This window comes from Flexithrix dorotheae DSM 6795 (assembly GCF_000379765.1).
GTDB classification, from domain to species: domain Bacteria; phylum Bacteroidota; class Bacteroidia; order Cytophagales; family Flammeovirgaceae; genus Flexithrix; species Flexithrix dorotheae.
Genome location: NZ_KB903431.1, coordinates 41,429 through 64,728 on the forward strand (window position 1 = coordinate 41,429; position 23,300 = coordinate 64,728).

Below are 23,300 nucleotides of genomic sequence, written 5' to 3' on the forward strand. Positions count from 1 at the left end.
ATTATTTTCTGATAAGGTTGATATTTCTCTTTATAAATTAGTGCCGTTACCTACAACTTTCATCACTCCGTTCATAATTCTCCAATGACCTGGGAAAGTACAAACAAAAGGATATTCTCCTGGTTTATCGGGAGCTTTAAATTTCAGGATGTATGTACTTTCCGGATCAACCAGAGTGGTGGCAAAAAGTACTTCTGGAATTTCAGGAACATAATTTTTTTCTGCTCCATCTGGAGCCGCAGCCATTTCATCAGCTGCATTTCCGATAATTTCAAGGCTTCCACTTGCTCCAATTACCAGGTTGTGTTGCATAAAATCTATATTTTCGAAATGAATTTCCACCATATTTCCTGCCTTTACCTGGAAAGTTTTGGTATCGTATTTCATTTCATTTTTGATGGGCTTAATGGAAATAATGACAGGCAATTCAGATAATTCGGAAGTTTTATCCTCAGTCTTATTTTGAAGATTCTGTGCATAGACTTTTTCCACAAATACTTCCCTGATACCTTTTTCTGCAGTAAAAAATGGTTGTGACCCTTTGCTGAATTCCTTTTCAATTTTATATTTCCAATTTCCCTGAAGGTTGATTTTGCCATTTCTTGTCTGGACAAAAAGGCTGTCTGGTTTACCCCAGATTCCTCCTCCGCCACCAGTGTCAGTCACTTTGATGGCGATTACATTTTTCCCTGGTTTTAATACGCCATTATTTACATTGTAAAGTCGGTTGGCTTTGTAATCATTTTTTGTGTAACCAACTTTTATCCCATTTACCCAGGTTTCATCTTCATCATCAATTGGTCCTAAATAAAGCCTGGCAATACCCGAAGCCTGAGCATTTGATAAATTAATTTCCTTCCTGAACCATACAATTCCATCCAGTTCGCCCAAATCTGTATTTTCCCACAAAGTAGGTAAATTCATGGTTTTCCAGGCTTCATCTGAAAAATTGGTTTTTACCCAATCGCTGGTAGTGGACTGTTCATTTGAAGCCATAACCGGAATTTCTCCTTTATCCATTTTCATAGCCTCTATAAATCCCTTACTATGTTTTGCAGCAGCACAATAAACAGCTTTGGATAGCCATTCATCCTGAACAATTTCCTGGTTATCAGCCATATCATAAAGCCATTTTCCAGTTTTTTCAGAAGGAGCCATTTCGGCTAAAGCCAGGATGGCAGTCAATTGAACATTTGGATCATTGTCCGCTAAAACACCTGATGAAGTAATCGCCTGATTTGCCCAAAGTGTTCTTGGCAAAACCTGAATCGCAGCCTTTCTCACACCAGAGGATGGATGGTTTAGGGCATTCACTGCTGTCCAGTAAGCCTTATTAGCTTCCTCTTGAAATGCACCGAGTCCATGTAAAGTCCATAGGGCATGGATTGCTCCCGGGTTAATACCAATTTCATCAACTGTATTGTTTTTTACCAATTCAATTAATTGTTCCGCTACATCCATTTGTCCTCTTTCCACCAAAAGACGCTGAGCTGTCATTCTCCAAAAAAGATTATCATTTTGTAGCGTTTTTACCAATTCCTGAGGTCTGTCTTTAGAAAGGGTGATGGGTTCATAAGCTTTTCCATAATTATAACTCAGGCGATAAATTCTTCCATGCTTTTTATCTCTTAAAGGGTTGATGTGGGCATTTCCTTTCCCATTTTCAAAACCTTCAGGTGTAGGGTTATGCTGAATAATAAAGTTGTACCAATCCAAAATCCAAACTGCTCCATCAGGCCCAACTTCCGCATGTACCGGCCCAAACCATTCATCATTTGAGGCAACCAGATTCCATCCATCCTTCTCTTTAAATCCGGCACCATCCTTTTCCAAAATGGCATTATGGATTAGTCTTCCTGTAGGTTCACAGACCATAGCTATTCTATTCCAGTAAGCTTTTGGGAAATTCCTGGCCGTGTATAAACTATGTCCTGCTGCAGCAGTAAAACCTCCAAAAACATCTACTTGTCTGTAATTTGCAGTAATAGGATGAAAAGCATAATGACCGTCTATTTTTTTACTACCATTGAAAGGAGGTTCCTCAAACACATCAAAATAGGTATTGGGAATTCCCATGAACAAACTATGGGTATTATTAGCGGTTGATCCAAAAACATTAAAGTCTTCTGAAAAACCTAATCCCCAGGTATTGTTACTTGTTCTGGTGAGATAAGTTAAATCACTGCCATCCGGGTTAAAACTGTAAATTCCCTGACCGAATTTTACCGAATCTCCATTTACAGGGCCATAATATCCGGAGTAACCAACGGTTCCCCAAATTCTGTTATCAAAACCATATTTTAAATTTGATGGACCAGCATGGGTATCAAAAGTTCCCCAGCCTGAAATGATTTTCTTTTTAACATCGGCTTTGTCATCTCCATCCGTATCTTGAAGAAAAAGGAAGTGGGGTGCCTGGGAAATAATTACCCCGTCATTGGCAAAAACTATACTGGTGGGGATATTCAGGTTTTCTGCAAAAATGGTAAATTTATCCGCTTTCCCGTCTCCATCAGTATCTTCACAAATTTTTATCCGGTCATCACCTTCGCCTTCAGTATCCCTAACCGTGTTCGGGTAATCAACTGTTTCGATTACCCAAAGTCTTCCTTTTTCATCCCAGGCCATGCTGATAGGATTAATAATATCAGGCTCAGAAGCAAATAATTCCAAGGTGAATTCCTGAGGATATTGAGTTAAACTTTGCGAGGCTTCCGGGGATAAAGGGTTTTGCAATTTAGGCGCTGGATCTCTTTTTTCATAGTTAGGTATTTTGGCTAATTTATATTCCAGATTGGGGAATTCTATAGTGCTTTTCTCAGAAAGAACTTCTTCACCCACTGCCCATTTTATACCACTTTCCATCAGTTGGTGGAAGCCAGGGTTTTCCCATGTTCTTTCATCATGCCCATAGGCAGTATAAAAAATCCTGCCTTTTCCCTGTTGTCTGACCCATGTCCATGGCTCTTTTTCCCCATTTTCCAATCTTTCCATCAAAACCACTTTATCCTCATTATGCAAATGGTGGACATAGGTTTCATCCCAGGTTTCAAATTCTTTTACGTTTTTTAGTGCCTGGTGCTGATTATCAATAATTTTGGCCGTGAAAGTTCCCGTACCATGTTTTTGGAATTGTGCGCCTACCAAATCTACGTAGCTCTGAGAATTCCTAAAGCAATAGGATGCACAATGAATGGGAATAAATCCTTTACCGCTTTCCACAAATTGAAGTAATGCAGCTTCTTGGGATTCTGTAATTACATCATGATTGGCATAAATTGCAAGGCCATCGTATTTGCTAAGGTTTGCTGTATTTAAGTCTTTCGGATCGGAAGTATAAGTGAACTGAATCCCTTTTTTTACCAGGGCAGAGGCCAAAATAGGTAAATACTTTTCAGAATGATGATGTTCACTATCATGCCCTAAAAAGAGAATTTGAATATTTGGATTGGTACTGGTTTTTTCCTGCTGTTGATTTGAACAGCTTAAACATAAAAATCCGAATATTAGAAAAATGAAAGCTTTGAAAAATGATTTGGCTTGTGTATCCATTTGAATAATGTTTATTAAACTACTGCCTTGAAATTCTAATTATTAAATGGTTGTTGCTTTAGATTCAATTTGCAGATAGCTTGATTCATTTTCATATTAATTAGTTGTCTTTTCGATATACAATTATCCAAAAAAAATAATCAAGATACTTTCTTTATTTTTGCTAATAATGACTGTATTTTGACTTTATTTGTATTTGAGTTCTTAATATATGGATAAATTAAGCTATAAATGAAGTTCCCCATCCAAAAATCAGCCATTCCTGAGGCCTATACTTTTGAAATACATGATCTAAAAGCTCCATTTTTCGATCCGAACTGGCACTTTCATCCGGAATACCAATTATTTGTGGTCATGAAAGGATCTGGAACCCGGTTTATTGGGGATAATATCAAACATTTTCAGGAAGGAGATATGGTGTTTACGGGCCCTAATTTGCCTCATCTTTGGAGAAGCGATGATATTTATTTTCACCATGAAGGGCTGGAAACACATGGTATAGTGATTTATTTCTCAGAACAATTTATGGGTAAGGAATTCCTGAAAAAAAAGGAAATGGAGAAGATTAAACAATTGTTTGAGGGAGCTGAAAGAGGTTTGGAATTTTTGGGAGGGACTAATCGTGAAGTGACACAGTTGATGAGGGAATGCATAAGGTTGAAAGGATTTGATCGGGTAATTGCCTTAATGCAAATTTTAAATGCATTATCTTTATCTAAGGAGTTTAATTATATTTCCTCCTTGGGGTATCTTAATACGCATTCAGAATCGGACTCTGGAAGAATGCAGAAAGTTTATGATTATGTGATGAAAAAATTTAAAGAAAAAATTTCTTTGGATGATGTATCTTCTTTAATTAATATGAGTCCTTCTTCTTTTAGCAGATATTTTAAAAGCAGGGCGAATAAAACATTCTCTGATTTTGTAATAGAAATCAGAATTGGATATGCCTGTAAATTACTTTTAGAAGGGAATCTTAGTGTAACTCAAATTGCATACGAATGCGGCTTCAGAACTCTTTCTAATTTTAATAGAAAATTTAAGGAAATCAATAATAATAGCCCTTTAGGGTATAAGAAAGAATTTTCCAAAGTGATCAGTGCTTAGGTTTGAAAGAATATTAAAAAATTGAAAATGATTATATGGCAAATAGTGAAGAAAAAATAGCCTGCCCAAAATGCAAGTGGGAGCCTGATGGTGGAAAATATTGGAGTTGTAATTGTGGGCATCACTGGAATACATTTGATACCTATGGAAAATGCCCAGCCTGTGGAAAAGTGCACAAGGATACCCAATGCCCTAAATGTATTGAATGGTCTCCTCATCCCGAATGGTACCTTGACCTTGAAAATATTACACTTAAACTTGATCAAGTTGAAAAAATTTCAATTTCCAAATAGCTAAACATAGAAGTCTCGCTTAAAAATAGTCTCTGATTAAAAAATAGGGCATATTATTAAGTTAGTAGAAACTAACTGGATTTGGAAAGGAAAGTGACAGCCTTTAAGTTTGCAGTCATACAACAACAATTAACATACATCAAAAGAATACCTTCAAATTTTTAATTTGAATTAAATTAAACTTGTTTTTGTTAGAGGGATTCTAATCAAAATAAGCTTTTAGCTTCTATTTTTAAATTGATTGTTTAATTGTTAGTCTTTCAAAGGGCTGTAATCTGGAAATATGCTATTTGTACCCACATCTGAACTAATCGAGAACTTCAACAAGATTGTTGAAGAAATCAAACAGGAACTTACTGAATTTCAAAATGAAGGGAAGCAAATATTTGCTACTTCTTCATTTCAGACGAATAGTATACCGCTATTGCATATTATTGGTCAGATGGAAAGGAAAATCCCAGTATGTTTTCTAAATACTGGATTTCATTTTCCTGAAACTCTTGCATTCAGAGATAAACTGGAAAAGGAATTTAACCTGAAAATATTAAACCTGAGCTCCGCTGCACCAAGGAGCCAGCAGAAGGATAACTTAGGACGGTTCTTTTATACTTCAGAGCCAGATTATTGTTGTCACATTAATAAAATAGCCCCGCTTGATCCTATTATGGCCAGCCATGATATTTGGATAAATGGAATTAGGAAAGGTCAAAGTGCCGTAAGGGCTCAAATGAAAAAAATTGAGCCAGCCCCCCAAAATGTTTTACGATATCATCCAATGCTGGATTGGACCACTAAAATGGTTCATGATTACATTCGGGTATTTAAGCTTCCCCGTCATCCTTTGGAAGGAAAGGGATATATGAGTATTGGATGCCAACCATGTACGCATAAAATAAGTGCCAATGATATGTTGGATAACAGAACAGGAAGATGGAAAGGTATGAATAAGACCGAATGTGGGCTTCATACTAAACTTGTGAGTAAATAACCTTTCCCTCAAATTACAAGAGAAGCATTTCTAATTTTCTTTTGGAATAAAATAAATTATCCTTTTCAAATTAGTGAATAATTCTAATTCTTGATTGTACTTTTGACCAAAAGTCAGACCCGATAAAAGCTATAACATGAAGATTTTAATAACAGGTGGTGCCGGATATATTGGTTCTGAGTTGACCGAAGTACTTGCCGCCAATTCAGAAGTGGATGAAATCATCATCTATGATAACCTTTCGAGGAATAATTACAATATTTTTATTGCTGGTAATTTGCCTAAAGGCAAGGTTAGGTTTGAATATGGAGATATTCTGGATACTTATAAACTCAAACAGGTAATCGCAGGTGTAGATGTAGTTTTTCATTTGGCAGCTAAGGTCACTACTCCATTTGCTAATGAAGACCCTCATATTTTTGAACAGGTAAATCATTGGGGAACAGCCGAGTTGAGCTATGTATTAGAGGAGAGTGATGTAAAACAAGTTTATTATTTGAGTTCTACTTCGGTTTATGGAACATCGCCTAAAGTAGTTGATATTGATACTCAACCAAATCCAAGAACGCATTACGGGATCTCCAAGATGCATGGAGAGAAAATGATTGAGCGGCTTTCCGACAAAATGGAGACCTATGTTTTAAGATGTGGAAATGTCTACGGATATGGAAAAAGTTTAAGATTTGATGCCGTAATCAACCGTTTTATGTTTGACGCTCATTTTCACAATAGAATTCAGGTTCAGGGGTCTGGCAGGCAGAAACGGGCTTTTATTCACATTAGTAAAATTTGTGCTACACTGGCAGGATTGATAAAGAAGCCATTATCTTCGGGGGTTTATAATCTTGTAGATAAAAATTATTCTGTTAATGATATTGTGGAATCTATAAAAGAAATTTATCCAAACCTGGAAACACTAGGCCTGTTGAGCGATTTTAAGTTGCGGACAATCAGTGTTTTAAAAGATAAAAGACTTGAAGAACTTCAGCTTTATTCTGAAACAGCACTCAGTAAGGAGTTGAAGGAATTCAGTCAAAAATTTTCTTTTACCTCAAATTAATTGATTCCTACCTACAATAGTTTATTTTTGCACTCGTTCTTGGGTTGATTTTTTAAACTTGTACAAATTTTTTAATGAAAGGTATCATCTTGGCAGGGGGGTCTGGGACTAGGTTGCATCCACTTACACTTTCCGTTAGCAAACAATTGGTTCCTGTTTATGACAAACCAATGATTTACTATCCATTATCTACTTTAATGATGGCTGGGATCAGGGAAATCTTAATCATTTCCACTCCCAGAGATATGCCTCTTTTTCAAAATTTATTAGGAGATGGGAAATCCTTGGGATGTTCTTTCCAATATGCAGTACAGGCTGAACCCAATGGTTTGGCACAGGCTTTTGTAATAGGAGAGGAGTTTGTGGGAAATGATAAAGTGGCCTTGATTTTGGGTGATAATATCTTTTATGGTGCGGGGTTAAAGGATTTGTTACTTTCCAAATCAGATCCGGATGGCGGAGTAGTTTTTGCCTACCATGTTTCCGATCCTGAAAGATATGGTGTGGTAGAGTTTGACGAAAATGAAGTGGCAGTAAGTATTGAAGAAAAACCAACCAAACCAAAATCCAATTACGCAGTTCCGGGATTATACTTTTATGATAATGAAGTAGTTGCGATTGCAAAATCTATCCAACCCTCGGCAAGAGGAGAGTATGAAATCACCGATGTAAACAGAGAATATCTGGAAAGAAAAAAGTTACAAGTTGGGATATTGGATAAAGGAACAGCCTGGTTAGATACAGGCACATTTGATTCTCTGATGGCTGCTTCCCAATTCGTTCAGGTGATTGAGGAAAGACAGGGATTAAAAATAGGAAGTCCGGAAGAAGTAGCTTACGAAATGAGATACATCAATTCAAATCAATTGGAAGCACTTGCCCGGCCATTGTTAAAAAGTGGATATGGTGAGTATTTGATGAATTTAATTGGGTGATTATATTGATTAATTTTTTTATAATTGTTAGTTATCACAATTAACTATTTTTTTAACCAAATTTTTTTAAGTTGGATCTAAATAATAAATCTATTCTTGTTACTGGCGGTACTGGTTCCTTTGGGAAAAAGTTTGTAGAAACCGTTTTAAAAAAATATCCTGGAATAAAAAAACTTGTAGTTTATTCAAGAGATGAGTTAAAACAATTCGAAATGTCCCAAGTATTTTCTCATGAGAAATATCCTGCAATAAGATATTTTATTGGAGATGTTAGAGATGGGGAACGTTTAAAAAGGGCATGCGAAGGAATAGATATTATCATTCATGCTGCTGCCTTAAAGCAGGTTCCTGCAGCTGAGTATAACCCAATGGAATGTATTAAAACTAATATTTTTGGAGCCGAAAATATTATTAATGCAGCTTTAGATTCTGGTGTAAAAGATGTAGTCGCTTTATCAACTGACAAAGCTGCTGCTCCTATCAATTTGTATGGTGCTACCAAGCTGTGCTCTGATAAACTCTTTGTAGCTGCCAATAATATGAAAGGCAAGCGTGATTTAAAATTTTCTGTAGTGAGGTATGGAAATGTAATGGGATCCAGAGGTTCTGTAATTCCATTTTTTCTTAATAAGCGAAAAGAAGGGGTTTTGCCTATTACTGATGCGGCAATGACGAGGTTTAATATATCACTTGAGGGTGGTGTTGATTTAGTATTATTTGCCTTAGAAAATGCTAGGGGAGGTGAAATTTTTGTACCTAAAATACCATCGTATAAAATTACAGATGTAGCTACGGCAATTGGGCCAAATTGTGAACAAAAAATTGTAGGAATAAGACCTGGAGAAAAAGTGCACGAGGAAATGATAACGGAATCTGATTCATTTCTTACTGTAGATATTGGAAAATATTATGTAATTCTACCTCAACAGTCTGACGAAAAAAAGCAAAAGTATTTAATGGAAACTGGAGCCAAAGAAGTTCCTAAAGGGTTTAAATATAATTCTGGAACTAATGATGAGTGGTTGAGTGTAGAAGACATGAGAAGTTTAATTACAGAATTTGTGGACCCTAATTTTAAAGCTGAATAAGAATTTATGAATTCCATTCCTTATGGAAGGCAGGATATTTCAGATACTGATATAGCTGCCGTAATTGAAACTTTAAAGTCTGACTTTCTTACTCAGGGTCCTAAAATACAGGAATTTGAGGAAGCTTTTGCTCGTTATATTGGTGTAGAATATGCCGTTGCTGTTTCTAATGGAACGGCTGCTTTACATTTATGTGCTTTAGCGCTTGGAGTTAATAATCAATCAAAAGTGATTACAACTCCAATCACTTTTGCAGCTTCTGCTAACTGTATTAAATATTGTGGGGGAGAAGTAACTTTAGTAGATATTGATCCTGAAACGGGATTGATTGATGTTGATAAAGCCAGAAAGGTTTTAGAACAAGCTGATGAAGGAGAGTATAAAGGAATTATTCCGGTAGATTTTGCCGGGTTGGCTGTAAACCTGGAAGAAGTCAGAAAACTTGCTGATGAATATAAACTGTGGATTATTGAGGATGCCTGCCATGCCCCGGGAGGTTATTTTGTGGATGGGAGTGGTGAAAAGCAATTCTGTGGAAATGGTAATTATGCAGATTTGGCAATATTTTCTTTTCATCCTGTGAAGCATATTGCAACAGGAGAGGGTGGAATGATTACCACAAACGATCCAGAATTGTATGAAAAACTATTATTGCTTCGGACGCATGGTATTACTAAAGATGCTGATCTGCTAAAAGAAAATCATGGCGGTTGGTATTATGAAATGCAGGAGTTAGGATATAATTACAGGCTTTCAGATATGCAGGCTGCATTGGGTATTACCCAATTGAAAAGAGCAAAAAGCTCTCTGGAAAAGAGGCGTGCAATAGCGCTAAGATATGATAAAGCTTTTGATGGAACTAATATTTTACCATTAAAGGGAGATGCTGGTCACGCTTATCACTTGTATGTTATTCAGGGGGCAGATAGAAAGGGATTGTACGAGTATTTAAGAGATAATAAAATCTTTGCTCAGGTACATTATATTCCACTACATTTAATGCCTTTTTACCAGGATCAGGGCTATAAAATTGGGGACTTTCCTATTGCTGAAGCATATTATAAGAAATGCCTAAGCTTACCCATGTATCCAACATTAACTGAAGAGGAGCAAGATTTTGTGATTGAAAAAGTAAAAGGATTTTATAGTTTGTGAAAAATGCAAAATACGGTTATAATTATTCAGGCACGTTTGGGTTCAACCAGGCTCCCAGGAAAAGTTTTGAAACATGTAAATGGAATTCCATTGATTAAAAGGGTATTTGATAGATGTTTACAAGTTAAGAAAGCTTCCAAAGTAGTGATTGCTACAACAGAAAATACTTTAGACGATCCACTTGAAGAGTTTTGTAATGAAAATGATATTTTAGTTTTTAGAGGTAGTGAAGAGGATGTTTTGGATAGATATTTTCAGGTTGGAACAAAATTAAAAGCAACCGCTATTGTAAGAGTAACAGGAGATTGTCCACTAATTGATCCTGTTGAAATAGATAAATTAATTGAAAAATTTAATGAAGGGAAATGGGATTATATAAGCAATAGCATGCCATTAAAATTACCGCATGGATTAGAAGCTAGCATTGGAAGCTTCGAGGCATTTAAAAAATCATGGGAAAAGGCAAATCTTTCTTCTGAAAGAGAACATGTAACTCACTATATCCGGACTCATCCGAAATTATTTACAATTGGAGGTGTTGAGTATCAATCTAATTATTCTCATTTACGACTTACTGTAGATTATCAGGAAGACTATGATGCTATTAACCAACTATACAAGATTTTGGAAGAAAGAGGTTTGTTTGGGCATTATATGGAAGTTGTGAAAATCCTTGAAGAATTTCCGGAAATAGCCAAGATAAATGCAAAATTTAAAATCGGAGAAGGACTGAAAAAAAGTATTGAGAATGACAAAACAGTTAGCAATTAGATTGGACGGTGGTGGCATTTTTGGTTTTGGTCATGCTAAAAGATGTGTTGCGTTAAGTAAATTTCTTGAAAAAGAATACAATATTAAATCCTATTTTTTTTCTCGATTTAATAAAAATCTGGAGGAGTTCTATCTAGAAAATAAAGTTGAATATCAATTTTCTTTCAAAAATGATGATTTTGAGGAGGAGGGTTTTATTTATGATATTTTGGAGAAAGGCTATAAGGTCTTATTTTTAGATAAATTATTTCCATATTCAGAAGATTTAGTTGAAGCAATTCAAAAAAGATGCAAATTAGTACTTTTTCATAATGATTGTAAAGGTTTAACTAAAGCTACAAAGGTTATTTTTCCAATTGCACATTTGTCAAGTGAAGTTTTAGAATTAATTAATAGTTTAAGACCTGGACAGGTTTTACATGGTCCAAAGTACATCCTTCTCAATGAAGAAGTTACTAATTTTAGAAATACAAATTCTGAAAAAAATTATATTGCTATTACTACAGGAGCTAGCGATCCTGAAGGGGTTATGCTATCTTTATTAAGATGGATTAATGAATCTAACCTGCAACAATCATTTGTTTTTCTTGAAGGTTTTGATCTTGTTCATAAGGTTGAGCTTAGAGAATATCAGAAAAAACTACGAGAAAATATTACTGTAAAACCTTTTTCATATTCTTTGCTATTTAATAGTTCATTGGTAATTTCCGCTTTTGGAGTTACTACTTATGAAGTTATTTATCACAAAATTCCCATATTTACTATTGGACATGCTCTTAATAATGCAATAGCCAGTAAAAATTTAGAAAAAAACTACAGCGTAAATATTGATTTTGGTTTTTTTAGAGAATTATCTCAAAAAGATTTTATATCAAAATTTGAGAATTTAATAATAAATTCTAACCTGTTTGAATCAATAAAAGAAAATCAGACAAATTTTGGACTAGATCATCTAGGGATTCACAGGATAGGGAAAGAGGTCGATTTAATCTTCAAAAACTATGAATAAAATTATTATTGGAAAAGAGAAGTTTGGAAATTATTATGATGATTTTGAAGTAGGTAGTATTTATAAACATTGGCCAGGAAAAACCATAACTGAAAGTGATAATAACATTTTCTCTTTGCTTACAATGAATCATCATCCGGTTCACTTGGACGCAAATTTTTGCCAAACACATCAACATAAACAAGTACTGGTTGTAGGTACGCTTGTGTTAAGTGTTGTAGTTGGTCTTACAGTTTCTGATATAAGCGGAAAAGCTATTGCCAATTTGGAATATGAAAAAATAAACCATGATGGTCCTGTCTTTATAGGAGATACTTTATATGCTGAAACATGTATCCTGGATAAAAGACTTTCAAAAAAAAATCCAACCCGAGGAATAATTTATGTCGAAACTATGGCAAGAAATCAGAGGAACGAAAAAATTTTAACTTTAAGAAGAAAAGTATTAGTCCCGGTTAGCAATAATGAAAACAAATAGCCTTCATTTTATTCCTGCAGATAAGCCAGAATTTTTTGCGAAAACTTCAATGTTACCTGCAAATATTTTTATCTTCGATTTAGAGGATGCTGTGCCAATAAGGAAAAAAGAACTAGCAAGACAAAATATTTTAAATTTTTATTTAGAAGGCCAAAACAAAAATGGAAAAAAATATTTTCTTCGAATAAATGAGATTAATAGTGAATTCTTTGAAAGAGATATTGAGTTAGTAAATAATGTCCCTTTAGAAGGAATAGTGATTCCAAAATTTAATTTTGGAAGTCAAATGCTCGCCTTTTTGGATAAACTAGATTCAAAATTAAAAATTATTTTAATTTTTGAGTCCATTAAGGATTTAATGATTTTGTCATTTTTTGAAAACAAAAATATTCTTGGGGCAGGACTTGGCTTAGAAGATATGTTGTCGAGTTTAACTTTTTTTCCTACTTTCGATTCAGATTTTTTAATTCAATTGAAAACGAATTTTGTTCTAAAATGTAAAGCTAACGGTTGGGAATGCTTCGATACAGTGTCAATGAAATTTGCAGATGAAACTGAACTTTCAAATGAGTGTAATTTTTCAAGAAGGTTAGGCTTTGATGGTAGATTTTCAATTCATCCTAAGCAGATAGATATTATCAACTCAGTATATAGTATAAGTGAAGAAGAAATTAATTGGGCTAAAAATATCATAGAAGCCGTAGGTGAAAATTATAATGGAGGTTACCAAAAAGTTGGAAAACTAATTGTTTCCCCTCCAAAGTATAAAAAAGCTAAATTAATATTAGGGATTTGAGTGAATTTAGATATATACTATTGAAAATAAACCAATTAATTAATGAATTATAGTTTAAGAACTATGTTTTTTGTCCCCAGTTATATGACAAAATTCCTGGAAAAAGCTACAACCTTGGAGGCTGATGCATTGATTCTGGACTTAGAAGACTCTGTTCCTAATGAGAATAAACCTGAAGCTAGAGAAAATATTAAAAATTTTTTAGATCGTGATGCCTTTAAGCAAAAAGTGTTTATCCGGGTAAATTCTATAGATTCCAATTTATTATCGGAGGATTTAAAGTGGACTATCCATGAAAATACTGATGGGTTTATGTTTACCAAGATTCAAAATGAGCAGGATATTTTTTATTTTGATAAACTGTTATTACAATTGGAGGCTGATAATGGTTTTCCTGAAGGGAAATTTAAAATGTGTCCACTTATTGAAACTGCTGAAGCTGTTTTAAGAGCATACGAAATTGGAATTTCATCAAAAAGAATGATTGGGTTGGCATTTGGAGGAGAAGACTATTTAAGAGATTTAGATGGACTCCACAAAGAGCATGGCACAAGTTTATTAGTTCCCCGATCAAATATTGTAATAGCTGCCAGGGCTGCAAAAATAGAACCTATTGATACTCCTTATCTGGATATTCATGATTTAAAAGGATTTAAAAATGAAGTGGAATTAGCCAGAGAGTTAGGCTTTTCTGGATCACTCACGATTCATCCTAGTCAATTGAAAATTGCTAATAAAGCATTTTCTCCTTCAGACCTTGAAATTGAGGAAGCCGAAAGAATTATTGCAGCTATAAAAGAAAGTGAAAAAAAGGGGATGGGAGTTACTCTGTTAGATGGAAAACTTATAGGGCCACCAATGCAGAAAAGAGCGGAAAGTGTGTTGAAAAAAGTTGAAAAAATAAAAAGGAATGGAGTTGACTAAATGGTAAGTTAGTAATTGGACGAAAAGTTAGCAGATGAATTAGTTAATTATAATCAAAAATTAAAATTAAATGAAAAAATTAATCATAATGGGGGGGATGGGTAATGGAAGTGTAGTAGCGTCAACGGTGGAGGATATTAATATGGTTAATAAGGAATGGGAAATATTAGGATTTTTAAATGATTTTGAGACTGAACCAATAAATAGCTATCCCATTCTTGGGAAAATCACAAAAGAGGAAGTTGAAAAATTTATTTCTGATCCTGATGTATACTTTTTTTATGCTTTAATTTCAGTGAAGTTAAATCATAAGTTTTTATCCAAATTACTAGATCTTGAGATTCCTGATGAGAAATTTGCCACAGTAATTCATCCAACCGCAGTTGTTTCAAAGTCTGCGAGAATTGGTCATGGGGTTTGTATTCAGCCATTTGTTAGCGTTGGACCAAATGTGGTTATAAATAATCACATACAAATTTTTGGACAATCTCTAATTGGTCATAATGCAATTCTCAAAAATTATAGTTATGTAGCGAATAATGCTTGTATTGGAGCTTCTTTAGTATTGGATGAGGGAGCCTACTTAGGAACGAATTGTACAACAATTGAAAATATTAGAATAGGGAAATGGGCTGTTGTGGGTATGGGAAGTGTTATAATTAAGAGTGTTGAAGATTATGCTAAAGTGGTTGGGAATCCAGGTCGGGTAATTGGATCAACTAAATAACAAAACATATAAATGGGATTTTTTATAGGGAAAAATAAAATCGATAATAGCCTTCCCGAGGTTTATATTATTGCAGAGTTATCAGCAAACCATAATGGCCAATATGAAATTGCTGCAAGGACTATTGAGGCTATGAAAAATTCAGGAGCCAATGCAGTGAAATTTCAGACTTATAAACCAGAAAGTATGGTTTTAGATTTGGATGATCCCAAATTTAAAGCAAGGAAGGGCACTATTTGGGAAGGGACAAAACTATTTGATTTATACAAAGAAGGGGCAATGCCTTACGAATGGCAGAAAAAACTGAAAAAAGTTGCTGAAAACCTAGGAATGGATTGTTTTTCAAGCCCTTTTGACCAGGAAGGAGTAGATTTTTTAGAAAGTATCAATGTACCTGCTTATAAAATAGCCTCCTTGGAGATTACTGATATTCCTTTAATAAAATATGCTGCAAGTAAAGGTAAACCAATTATTCTATCAAGTGGTATTTCTACAATTTCGGATATTCATTTAGCTTTAGATACAATTAGAAAAGAAGGGAATGAGGATATTGCTGTTCTTAAATGCACATCTGCCTATCCAACACCATTGGAAGAGGTAAATCTTAACACTATTCCAAATATAAAAGATACGTTTAATGTAATTCCTGGTTTATCAGATCATACTTTAGGTATAAGTGTACCTGTTGGTGCAGTGGCCTTAGGGGCAAAAATAATAGAAAAACATTTTATTCTGGATAAGAATTTGGGGGGAATTGATTCAAATTTTTCATTAGATCCTCAAGAGTTTAAAATGATGGTTAATTCTGTAAGAGAAACAGAAAAAGCTCTTGGAGAAATTAATTATAATCTTACTGAAAAAATGAAAGGTGCCCGAGGGTCGGCAAGGTCATTATTCTTTGTGAAGAATATCAAAAAAGGGGAAAAAATTGAATCAAATCATATTAAAAGTTTGAGGCCAAATCTTGGAATTCATCCACAGTTTTTTGATGAGATTATTGGGAAAAAGGCAAATATAGATATAAATGAAGGTACTCCTGTAAGTTGGGAAATTTTAAACTAAGAGATTTTAGGGTTATAAGAGGATGTTTCGAAAGGTATTTTCCAATATATTTATTTATACTGTTTTTCCAAAACTTCATTCAATTGCAGGGATTTTTATTCTTCCCATCATAACTAAACATTTAACTCCTTCTGATTTTGGAATCTATGGGGTAATTATTGCTGCAACGGGAGCATTAGAAGGATTGAAAGAGTTGGGGTTTCAGGTAGTTATAGCCAACTCTTATTTTAAGTTTAAAAATAGGTACAAATGGATTTGGCGGCAGATACAAGGCTTTATGGTTTACTGGGGATTTGTGTTTTTTTTCTTAGCTTCTCTTATCGTCTTTATAATAATTCCCAAAGAGGCGGAATCAAACACTAAATTAATTATTTTTTTGACTTGTTCCCCTTATCTTTTTACTCCTAGTCTGGATATTGTTAGTATCAGGTATTTTCACTATAAGGAAAAACCATTACAGATTACCTTAAGGTCAAGTATTTTAGGGTTTATTGGTATTTCTATTCAGTTATATACCATTGTATTTTTAAAGTTAGGGTATCTTGGATGGTTTTGGAGCCAGTTTTTTGTTACCATACTGAACTATATCTCTTATTGCTATCCTGTGATTATAAAAGGAAAGTTATTACCTATCCTAAATTTTAAATGGTATAGAATAAAAAAATCTTTAAAGCTTTCATTACCACTAATTCCCCATAACTATTCCTTTTATATTTTGAATTCAAGTGACAGGTTGGTAATGCAAGGCCTAAATGTGGGAATTAATCAAATTGGTAAATACAATGCGGCAGGTACACTATCAAATTATTTTTCCCAGTTTAGTGATGCCTTAAGTTTTGCCATTTCTCCAACTTTTATGAAGTTTTACGCTAAAGGTGACGATATTTCTAAAATTAATTATAGGAAATTATTATTTATACTTCAATTTGGAATGATACTAATAACTTTCCTTACCAGTATTTGGCTAAAAGAAATTTTTATTATCCTTATTAAAAATGAGGAATTACAGCAGGCTTACCAAATTGGAATTATTTTAATTATGAGCTTTAGCTATAGACCTATGTATATTGCTATTAATTCCCTTCTTTTTTTTGCAGAGAAAACAAAGTCATTCCTTAAAATTTCATTAGTTGGGGCATTGATCAATATAATTCTTAACCTAATTTTTATTCCATATTTTGGAATTTTGGCGGCAGCTTTAACAACTTATCTATCTCTTCTTTATGTTGGTTATTCCGGGTATTTTTTGAAAGAATACAAGCAGCAAAAACAATTAAAGGTTTATCCTGAATTTTTAATTGTTTTAACTTTAATTATTACCATAGCTGCGTATTTTTTGGGTAGTATGGATATACATGTGAAATTATTAGTTACAGCCATTATATCCCTTTGCCTGGGATTTTTTCTGATAAAAAACTATAAGAAAATCATTCAAATAAAAAAAGTATGAGTGAGCAGGAATTAATTGACTTATCGAATGGAAGCAAGACTGAATTAAAGCAATTTAGTCAATTATATGGTTACGGAATTGAGCTAAAAAAGTATGGGTTATATCCCAATTTATTACCCTTGCCTGTGCATTGTAATCATGGGATAACTTTTCTTGACTACCCCGTGAAAACTGATTTGGAGAATGGTTTACCCGTAATGTTGGTTTTCTCAGAAAGAATGCAAAAAATCTGGCTTAGGTATTCTAAAAAGCCCTGTTATGTTGTTAAGAATCCTTTTGCTATTTATAAGGATAGGAATAATATTAAAAAAGATGTGAATGCTAAAGGATCAGTTTTCTTTTTTTCTCATTCGACTGCCCATACTAATGTAGAAATAGGATTAGAAAATATAATATATGAACTAGAAAAACTTCCTGAAAAATTCAAACCAATTACTATTTGTTTTTATTACCTTGATATTCTTAAAGGAGCTCACAAATATTTCATGGATCGGGGATTTGAATGCGTGACAGCAGGGAATCCCTTACATCCAGATTTTATTAAAAGGTTTTACAACATTATAAAATCCAGGAAATACGGTTTGTCAAATTCAATTGGATCTCATTTATTTTACCTTGTCGATTTAGGATTACCATTTTCTCTTATAGGTAATCCGCCAATATATAAAAATATTTCAGATCCAAATTTTAATAAAGGAGTTTTAATAAATAATTCAGACCATAAATCATATGTAATAAAGCTGTTTACTGGATTATTTGATAAAATTTCACCAGAACAAAAGGAGCTTGTAAATAGCGAGTTGGGTTTAAAAAACAGTATAGGTCGTTTGTCTTTTATTTTTCTTATTTATAAAACCCTCCTGTTTCATTCAATGAATAAAATACTTAATAGAAAAATCTGATGAAAATTTTACATATTAATACCTATGATAGAGGAGGAGCAGGGATTGCGTGTATCAGGTTGCATAAGGGTTTATTGAGTTTAGGATTAGATTCTAAACTTTTGGTTTTAGAAAACCCGATTTATAAGGAAATTCCTCGTATAGAAAGCTTTCAGGGACAGCTAGGTGGTGCTTTTGATAAGTTTTTATTTAAGCAAAAACAAATATTTTACAGGGCAAAGCTTAAGAGGAAACTGAAGGATAAGCCAAGAGGTAATGAAGATTTTATTTTCCCAAATACACCTTTTGATATAACTAAAAATAAGGCTTATCAGGATGCTGATATTATTAATTTACATTGGGTGGAGCATTTCTTAGATTTTAATTCATTTTTTGTTAATAATACGAAGCCAATAGTTTGGACCCTTCATGATATGTATCCTTTTTCAGGAGGATATCCATATAAAAAGGGATTTCCAAAGTCAAGTTATATCAGGCAGATTGCCAAAAACGAAATTTTGAAAAAGAAAGCATTAAAGCAAACTAAATATCCTCCCATTATTGTTACCCCCTCCCAATGGCTTGGAAATGAATCTAACTCTAGTGAGTTATTTTCAGGGTTTGATCATAAAGTTATACCATATGGCCTTGATACAGAGGTTTTTAAACCTTTAGATAGTCAAATTGCGAGGAAAATATTAGACCTTCCACAGGATAAAAAAATTGTTTTATTCGTTTGTGAATCCTTATCTAATCAGAGGAAGGGCTTTAATTACTTAAAGAAAGCTATAAAAAAATTAAGTAATGAGGATGTAATTTTATGTGCTTTAGGTGAAAACGATGGTTTAAAAAATGAATTGAAAAACTTTTTTTCATTGGGTTTGGTGAGAGATGAACGATTCATAAGAATCGTATACAGTGCAGCTGATGTTTTTGTTATCCCATCTATTGAAGATAATTTACCAAATACCGTTTTAGAATCCTTAGCTTGTGGAACTCCTGTGGTGGGGTTTAATATTGGAGGTATTCCAGATATGGTAATTCCAAATGAAAATGGCTTAATATGCGATGAAACTTCACCAGAAGGGTTATTGAAATCAATACGAAAGATTATTTCAGGTGAAGTTGTATTCAATAGAGAAGTAATAAGGAAAAAGGCAATCCAAAATTATGAAATGAAAAAGCAGGCATTAGCCTACAAAAATATTTATGAGTCTCTGATAAAAGTTAAACCTTAATTAGTTTTGTAATTCCATAATCTTTCCCAGTGGATAACCTTACAATGTACATTCCATTTTTTAAAGGTAAATTACTTAATTTAATATAACCTAAAAAGCTGAAGTCAAAAACATTTTCTAATACTTTGGCTCCATTTAAATCAAAAAATTCACAAATTATCTTTTCGTTATTGTGGGGGAAATTATAAATTATTGTAACGTCTTCTTTTACTGGATTAGGGAAAGGAAAAATTTCAAATTGGTGGGCTTCGTCAAATGAAAATGGACAATTATCAATTATTAATTTGCCTTGGGATAAAAATTTATATTCTTTTTCAAGCCCACTTGATTTTAATATATCTCCAGAATTAGTAGTAAATAAGCTTAAAATATTATTTTCACCAAGTGAGGGGCTGAAATGGTAATCTTGATCAGCATTAATTATTAAGTTGTCATAAACGGATATTAGATCAGATCTTTCGTCCAGATAAATTCCTGCAACGGGCCAACCTTCAAGGCCTCCCACGGACCACTCGGATTTATTTACATTTTTTATCAGATTACCATATATTTTTGTTCCAGGCTGTTTGGAAAGCGTATATATGCCTGCTCCATCACTTAGCAGAGTTACTGCATTTTCAATTCTATTATTTCTAATGATGTTATCTTTTAGGTTAGTGTCATCACTCGTCCATCCCCACCCCACACTTATTGCAGAGTAAGGCACATTAAATATATAATTATTTTCAATAGTAACAGAATCAGCGTAGCCAACGAATACACCTACTCCGGATTTATAATCACTTCCCACTTTCGTAATGAAATTATTTTTAACTAAAACATTTCCTGAATAAATGCCATTTATATCCATTTTTTCCAAGTCCCAGTCTATTACTATCCCGTTACTTGCAATTTCTTCAATTTGATTAGCCAGAATTTTGGATTCTCTAACCCCACTGTGAAAGATAATGCCTGATCCTCCGAGGTTTTTTAAAGTATTTCCTTCCAGTACCAGTTTCCTTGTATCTTTTACAAATATAGCCCCATTGGAAGGTTGATTTTTTCCATATTTTGTATAATTACTTGCCTGACTGGTTACAAAACCAATTTCAGTAGGTAAATTCCAGTTAGAATGAGAAAATGTCAATCCTTTAATTGATAAATTGTTTACAGGCTCTTCAAGGCTTCCAATGATAGACAATAGTGTGTCTGTGGCAGGAATGATAAAATTGTTTTCCAAACTATCAGTCTGATCAAATTCAGGAAGGAAATATAAGGTGTGTGTGGTTTTATCAAAATACCATTCATTTGCCTGATCCATAAATTGATAATTATTCTCAAAATGATACGAAACATTTCCAGATCTTTGAGGAAAATCAAATTTAAATGTTTCTTCTCTTTCTCTATCAAAAGGTGTGACGTAAATTGTACCCCAATTATTTTCAATCTCGTTAAGCCTGTAAATCTGTAAACCCCAGTGTTTCTGGACAAACATTTCTGTTGGATTATTATCAGACAGGAATTTAACGTTGGCCACATCTGGTTCATTAACAATAATTTTCTTAATATTTTCATCCCAGTCAACAATTCTGAAGAAGGCACAGGGATTGGGGGTTCTGGCCCTTATTGCTTTTTGATCTTTGAAATAAAGTTGTCTGAAATTGCTAATTGGAACCGTTGCTTTATAAATTCCTTTCTCATGTTTTTTCCATCCATTCACTGGAATGCCACCACTGATTACTGGTCTGTCTCCAGGGAATGCTTCCAGGCTAAGTATTCCATTAGGTAAATTGTGGGAAGAATTTATATGAATTGGTTTATTAATAAAATAATGTCCTTCTTTAATATAGATGGTTAGGTCTCCTTTTATACTATTTTTGTTGAACTTTACCCATTCGATTGCTTTATCAATTGTGTTAAATGGGTTTTTCAATGTACCAGTTCCTTGTATATTGTTGGATTGATTGACATAAATATGATCTTGGCTAAAAAGAATCTGAGAGTAAAAAAGAAGGAGAATAAGCAGTGATTTTTTAATATTGAAAATGGCTTTCATAAGTTATTGTTAGTTAGAAACCTTGTAAAAAAGATAGCAATATAAATGAATTGAAAAATTTTTATACTGATGCTCTTTCATGGGAGAGTTTTATCTTACAACACTTTGTTTAAAAAGTGGTGAATAAGTTCAATTATTATCAAAGAAAATAAATTTTCTGTTAATTTTGGGACTTCATCATTTTTTTGCTACCAATTTTATTTGTATTGAAAAATCTTATAAAGAAATTCCTGATTAAGTCTGGCTTAAGCAACAAACTTATTTTTACGGCTCTTTCCACCGAGTCTGCTTTACAAAGGATATCAAAAAGAAAAATTGAAATTAACGCTGTGATTGATATAGGAGCATCAAATGGTTCATGGTCGAAAGTTGCCATGGAATATTTTTCTGATGCAGAATATTTTTTGATTGATGCCTCCGATGAACATATTGAAGGTTTAAAAAAGTTTAAGAAAAGCCATAAAAATGTAGATTATATTATTGCAGCAGCAGGGGAGAAAGATGGGGAAATATATTTTGATAATTCTACCTTATATGGAGGAAAGGCCTCAAAGGAAGCGCTTAACGAAAACTTTAAAAAAATAAATGTTAGAAGTGTTGACAGTCTGGCAGGAGAATATGATTTAGAGGGACCATATTTATTAAAACTGGATACTCACGGGTTTGAGCTTCCCATATTTGATGGTGCTACGGAAGTATTAAAGCATACCAATTTAATTGTAGTAGAAACCTACAATTTTAATATTACCAGTGAAAGCATGTTGTTCCACGAAATGTGTGCCTTTTTAAAGGAAAAAGGGTTTAGGTGTATTGATATATCTGAACCTTTATTCAGGCAATATGACAAATCTTTGTGGCAGTTTGACTTATTTTTTATTCCTGAGTCAAGGAAGGAGTTTGAGGTAAATACTTATGAATAAAGTTGGAAAAATTACGATACTCACCCCTTGCTATAATAGTGAAAAATATATAGAGGAGACTGTTGGTTCTGTGATCAATCAGAATGCTGTTATTAAGGGTAAGGTAGAGCTGGAATATATTATTTGCGATGGTAATTCAACAGATAAAACTATAGCACTAATTAAATCTTTCAATTCCAGTCAGATAAAGATTATTTCAGAACCTGATAACGGGATGTATGATGCACTTGCAAAGGGATTGCAATTGGCTACAGGTGATATAATAGCCTATTTAAATGCAGGGGATTATTACCAGAAATATGCTTTTGATACTGTTATTGAAGTATTTGAAAGTAACCTGGACATCAAATGGATTTCTGGATTAATTGTCTATTATAATGAAAATTCCCAAGTTATTGATGTAAAGACTCCGTTTAGGTATAGGAAGAGTTTAATAAAAAGTGGTATTTATGGAGAAGTACTTCCCTATATTCAACAGGAATCGGTTTTCTGGAAATATTCTTTAACTAATGGTATAAATTTAGAAAAGCTAGGAAGCTTTAAACTGGCAGGTGATTATTTTTTATGGTATTCCTTTTCCGAAATGGCAGAACTATTTATTGTTAATTCTTATTTGGGAGGATTTAAAGTCCATGAAGGACAGCAGTCGGAACTGATACAGGAATATAATAATGAGAAAAGTAGCTTTTGTGAAAGGAAAACGGTTTCCAGTTATTTAATGGCTTTAATCGATCTGGTTTGTTGGCAATTTCCCTCTTTTTTGAAAAAAAAACTAAATGCATCTTATTTTATTTCCTTTGATTTAGAAGCGAAAAAATGGATTTAAAAAAA

The 23,300-nt window shown here is 33.5% G+C and carries 21 protein-coding genes; 19 read left to right on the top strand and 2 right to left on the bottom strand.

From position 1 onward, the window contains the following. Nucleotides 1–30: 30 nt before the first annotated feature. Nucleotides 31–3,552 carry a PVC-type heme-binding CxxCH protein gene (locus tag A3EM_RS0104030; RefSeq protein ID WP_020526886.1) on the bottom strand — a complete coding sequence of 1,174 codons (3,522 nt, stop codon included), beginning with the start codon at nt 3,550–3,552 and terminating at the stop codon, nt 31–33. A 231-nt stretch (nt 3,553–3,783) separates the two neighbouring features. Between A3EM_RS0104030 and A3EM_RS0104035 the strand changes: the two genes are divergently transcribed. The 17 genes from A3EM_RS0104035 (at nt 3,784) to A3EM_RS0104115 (ending at nt 19,514) form a co-directional block, all read left to right on the top strand. Next, complete coding sequence (locus A3EM_RS0104035; protein ID WP_020526887.1) at nt 3,784–4,659, top strand: AraC family transcriptional regulator; 876 nt, start codon at nt 3,784–3,786, stop codon at nt 4,657–4,659. Nucleotides 4,660–4,694: 35 nt separating this feature from the next. Then, complete coding sequence (locus A3EM_RS0104040; protein WP_020526888.1) at nt 4,695–4,952, top strand: hypothetical protein; 258 nt, start codon at nt 4,695–4,697, stop codon at nt 4,950–4,952. A gap of 283 nt (nt 4,953–5,235) precedes the next feature. Further along, nucleotides 5,236–5,940, top strand: coding sequence for a phosphoadenylyl-sulfate reductase (locus A3EM_RS0104045; RefSeq protein ID WP_020526889.1), 705 nt, complete (start codon nt 5,236–5,238; stop codon nt 5,938–5,940). A gap of 136 nt (nt 5,941–6,076) precedes the next feature. Beyond that, complete coding sequence (locus A3EM_RS0104050) at nt 6,077–7,000, top strand: NAD-dependent epimerase/dehydratase family protein (protein ID WP_020526890.1); 924 nt, start codon at nt 6,077–6,079, stop codon at nt 6,998–7,000. A 74-nt stretch (nt 7,001–7,074) separates the two neighbouring features. Then, nucleotides 7,075–7,935 carry a glucose-1-phosphate thymidylyltransferase RfbA gene (gene rfbA, locus A3EM_RS0104055; protein ID WP_020526891.1) on the top strand — a complete coding sequence of 287 codons (861 nt, stop codon included), beginning with the start codon at nt 7,075–7,077 and terminating at the stop codon, nt 7,933–7,935. Between the two features lie 71 nt (nt 7,936–8,006). After that, the gene (pseB, locus tag A3EM_RS0104060; protein WP_020526892.1) at nt 8,007–9,023 is read left to right on the top strand and encodes a UDP-N-acetylglucosamine 4,6-dehydratase (inverting); all 1,017 of its coding nucleotides are present in this window, start codon (nt 8,007–8,009) and stop codon (nt 9,021–9,023) included. A gap of 6 nt (nt 9,024–9,029) precedes the next feature. Continuing rightward, a complete protein-coding gene (pseC, locus tag A3EM_RS0104065) occupies nt 9,030–10,178 on the top strand; it encodes a UDP-4-amino-4,6-dideoxy-N-acetyl-beta-L-altrosamine transaminase (protein ID WP_020526893.1) in 1,149 nt (382 codons plus the stop codon). Between the two features lie 3 nt (nt 10,179–10,181). After that, the gene (locus A3EM_RS41470) at nt 10,182–10,949 is read left to right on the top strand and encodes a cytidylyltransferase domain-containing protein (RefSeq protein WP_020526894.1); all 768 of its coding nucleotides are present in this window, start codon (nt 10,182–10,184) and stop codon (nt 10,947–10,949) included. Next, nucleotides 10,927–11,958, top strand: coding sequence for a hypothetical protein (locus A3EM_RS0104075; protein ID WP_020526895.1), 1,032 nt, complete (start codon nt 10,927–10,929; stop codon nt 11,956–11,958). Before A3EM_RS41470 ends, A3EM_RS0104075 begins: the two co-directional genes overlap by 23 nt. Further along, the gene (locus A3EM_RS0104080) at nt 11,951–12,436 is read left to right on the top strand and encodes a MaoC family dehydratase (RefSeq protein ID WP_020526896.1); all 486 of its coding nucleotides are present in this window, start codon (nt 11,951–11,953) and stop codon (nt 12,434–12,436) included. Before A3EM_RS0104075 ends, A3EM_RS0104080 begins: the two co-directional genes overlap by 8 nt. Next, nucleotides 12,423–13,232, top strand: a complete 810-nt coding sequence (locus A3EM_RS0104085) for an HpcH/HpaI aldolase/citrate lyase family protein (protein WP_020526897.1) — start codon at nt 12,423–12,425, stop codon at nt 13,230–13,232. The genes A3EM_RS0104080 and A3EM_RS0104085 overlap by 14 nt, the downstream gene beginning before the upstream one ends. A 42-nt stretch (nt 13,233–13,274) precedes the next feature. Then, nucleotides 13,275–14,156, top strand: coding sequence for an HpcH/HpaI aldolase/citrate lyase family protein (locus A3EM_RS0104090; RefSeq protein ID WP_020526898.1), 882 nt, complete (start codon nt 13,275–13,277; stop codon nt 14,154–14,156). A gap of 70 nt (nt 14,157–14,226) precedes the next feature. Further along, nucleotides 14,227–14,883: an acetyltransferase gene (locus tag A3EM_RS0104095; RefSeq protein ID WP_020526899.1), complete on the top strand. Its 657-nt coding sequence runs from the start codon at nt 14,227–14,229 to the stop codon at nt 14,881–14,883. 12 nt (nt 14,884–14,895) lie between these two features. Next, a complete protein-coding gene (pseI, locus tag A3EM_RS0104100; RefSeq protein ID WP_020526900.1) occupies nt 14,896–15,945 on the top strand; it encodes a pseudaminic acid synthase in 1,050 nt (349 codons plus the stop codon). 22 nt (nt 15,946–15,967) lie between these two features. Beyond that, the gene (locus A3EM_RS0104105) at nt 15,968–17,395 is read left to right on the top strand and encodes an oligosaccharide flippase family protein (protein WP_020526901.1); all 1,428 of its coding nucleotides are present in this window, start codon (nt 15,968–15,970) and stop codon (nt 17,393–17,395) included. Beyond that, the gene (locus A3EM_RS0104110) at nt 17,392–18,297 is read left to right on the top strand and encodes a hypothetical protein (protein ID WP_020526902.1); all 906 of its coding nucleotides are present in this window, start codon (nt 17,392–17,394) and stop codon (nt 18,295–18,297) included. Before A3EM_RS0104105 ends, A3EM_RS0104110 begins: the two co-directional genes overlap by 4 nt. Beyond that, a complete protein-coding gene (locus A3EM_RS0104115) occupies nt 18,297–19,514 on the top strand; it encodes a glycosyltransferase (protein WP_020526903.1) in 1,218 nt (405 codons plus the stop codon). Before A3EM_RS0104110 ends, A3EM_RS0104115 begins: the two co-directional genes overlap by 1 nt. Here the strand turns inward: A3EM_RS0104115 and A3EM_RS0104120 are convergent. After that, the gene (locus A3EM_RS0104120; protein WP_020526904.1) at nt 19,504–21,549 is read right to left on the bottom strand and encodes a T9SS type A sorting domain-containing protein; all 2,046 of its coding nucleotides are present in this window, start codon (nt 21,547–21,549) and stop codon (nt 19,504–19,506) included. The genes A3EM_RS0104115 and A3EM_RS0104120 overlap by 11 nt on opposite strands. A 206-nt stretch (nt 21,550–21,755) precedes the next feature. Between A3EM_RS0104120 and A3EM_RS0104125 the strand changes: the two genes are divergently transcribed. Together A3EM_RS0104125 and A3EM_RS41475 are read left to right on the top strand one after the other, a co-directional pair. Further along, nucleotides 21,756–22,469, top strand: coding sequence for an FkbM family methyltransferase (locus A3EM_RS0104125; protein WP_026210088.1), 714 nt, complete (start codon nt 21,756–21,758; stop codon nt 22,467–22,469). Beyond that, a complete protein-coding gene (locus A3EM_RS41475; RefSeq protein WP_020526906.1) occupies nt 22,462–23,295 on the top strand; it encodes a glycosyltransferase in 834 nt (277 codons plus the stop codon). The genes A3EM_RS0104125 and A3EM_RS41475 overlap by 8 nt, the downstream gene beginning before the upstream one ends. The last annotated feature ends 5 nt before the right edge of the window (nt 23,296–23,300 follow it).

Bases quoted from the DNA above. Each gene is read 5' to 3' on its own strand.
- A3EM_RS0104030 (WP_020526886.1), bottom strand. From the start codon at position 3,552: ATGGATACACAAGCCAAATCATTTTTCAAAGCTTTCATTTTTCTAATA.
- A3EM_RS0104035 (WP_020526887.1), top strand. From the start codon at position 3,784: ATGAAGTTCCCCATCCAAAAATCAGCCATTCCTGAGGCCTATACTTTT.
- A3EM_RS0104040 (WP_020526888.1), top strand. From the start codon at position 4,695: ATGGCAAATAGTGAAGAAAAAATAGCCTGCCCAAAATGCAAGTGGGAG.
- A3EM_RS0104045 (WP_020526889.1), top strand. From the start codon at position 5,236: ATGCTATTTGTACCCACATCTGAACTAATCGAGAACTTCAACAAGATT.
- A3EM_RS0104050 (WP_020526890.1), top strand. From the start codon at position 6,077: ATGAAGATTTTAATAACAGGTGGTGCCGGATATATTGGTTCTGAGTTG.
- rfbA (WP_020526891.1), top strand. From the start codon at position 7,075: ATGAAAGGTATCATCTTGGCAGGGGGGTCTGGGACTAGGTTGCATCCA.
- pseC (WP_020526893.1), top strand. From the start codon at position 9,030: ATGAATTCCATTCCTTATGGAAGGCAGGATATTTCAGATACTGATATA.
- A3EM_RS41470 (WP_020526894.1), top strand. From the start codon at position 10,182: ATGCAAAATACGGTTATAATTATTCAGGCACGTTTGGGTTCAACCAGG.
- A3EM_RS0104075 (WP_020526895.1), top strand. From the start codon at position 10,927: ATGACAAAACAGTTAGCAATTAGATTGGACGGTGGTGGCATTTTTGGT.
- A3EM_RS0104080 (WP_020526896.1), top strand. From the start codon at position 11,951: ATGAATAAAATTATTATTGGAAAAGAGAAGTTTGGAAATTATTATGAT.
- A3EM_RS0104085 (WP_020526897.1), top strand. From the start codon at position 12,423: ATGAAAACAAATAGCCTTCATTTTATTCCTGCAGATAAGCCAGAATTT.
- A3EM_RS0104090 (WP_020526898.1), top strand. From the start codon at position 13,275: ATGAATTATAGTTTAAGAACTATGTTTTTTGTCCCCAGTTATATGACA.
- A3EM_RS0104095 (WP_020526899.1), top strand. From the start codon at position 14,227: ATGAAAAAATTAATCATAATGGGGGGGATGGGTAATGGAAGTGTAGTA.
- pseI (WP_020526900.1), top strand. From the start codon at position 14,896: ATGGGATTTTTTATAGGGAAAAATAAAATCGATAATAGCCTTCCCGAG.
- A3EM_RS0104105 (WP_020526901.1), top strand. From the start codon at position 15,968: ATGTTTCGAAAGGTATTTTCCAATATATTTATTTATACTGTTTTTCCA.
- A3EM_RS0104110 (WP_020526902.1), top strand. From the start codon at position 17,392: ATGAGTGAGCAGGAATTAATTGACTTATCGAATGGAAGCAAGACTGAA.
- A3EM_RS0104115 (WP_020526903.1), top strand. From the start codon at position 18,297: ATGAAAATTTTACATATTAATACCTATGATAGAGGAGGAGCAGGGATT.
- A3EM_RS0104120 (WP_020526904.1), bottom strand. From the start codon at position 21,549: ATGAAAGCCATTTTCAATATTAAAAAATCACTGCTTATTCTCCTTCTT.
- A3EM_RS41475 (WP_020526906.1), top strand. From the start codon at position 22,462: ATGAATAAAGTTGGAAAAATTACGATACTCACCCCTTGCTATAATAGT.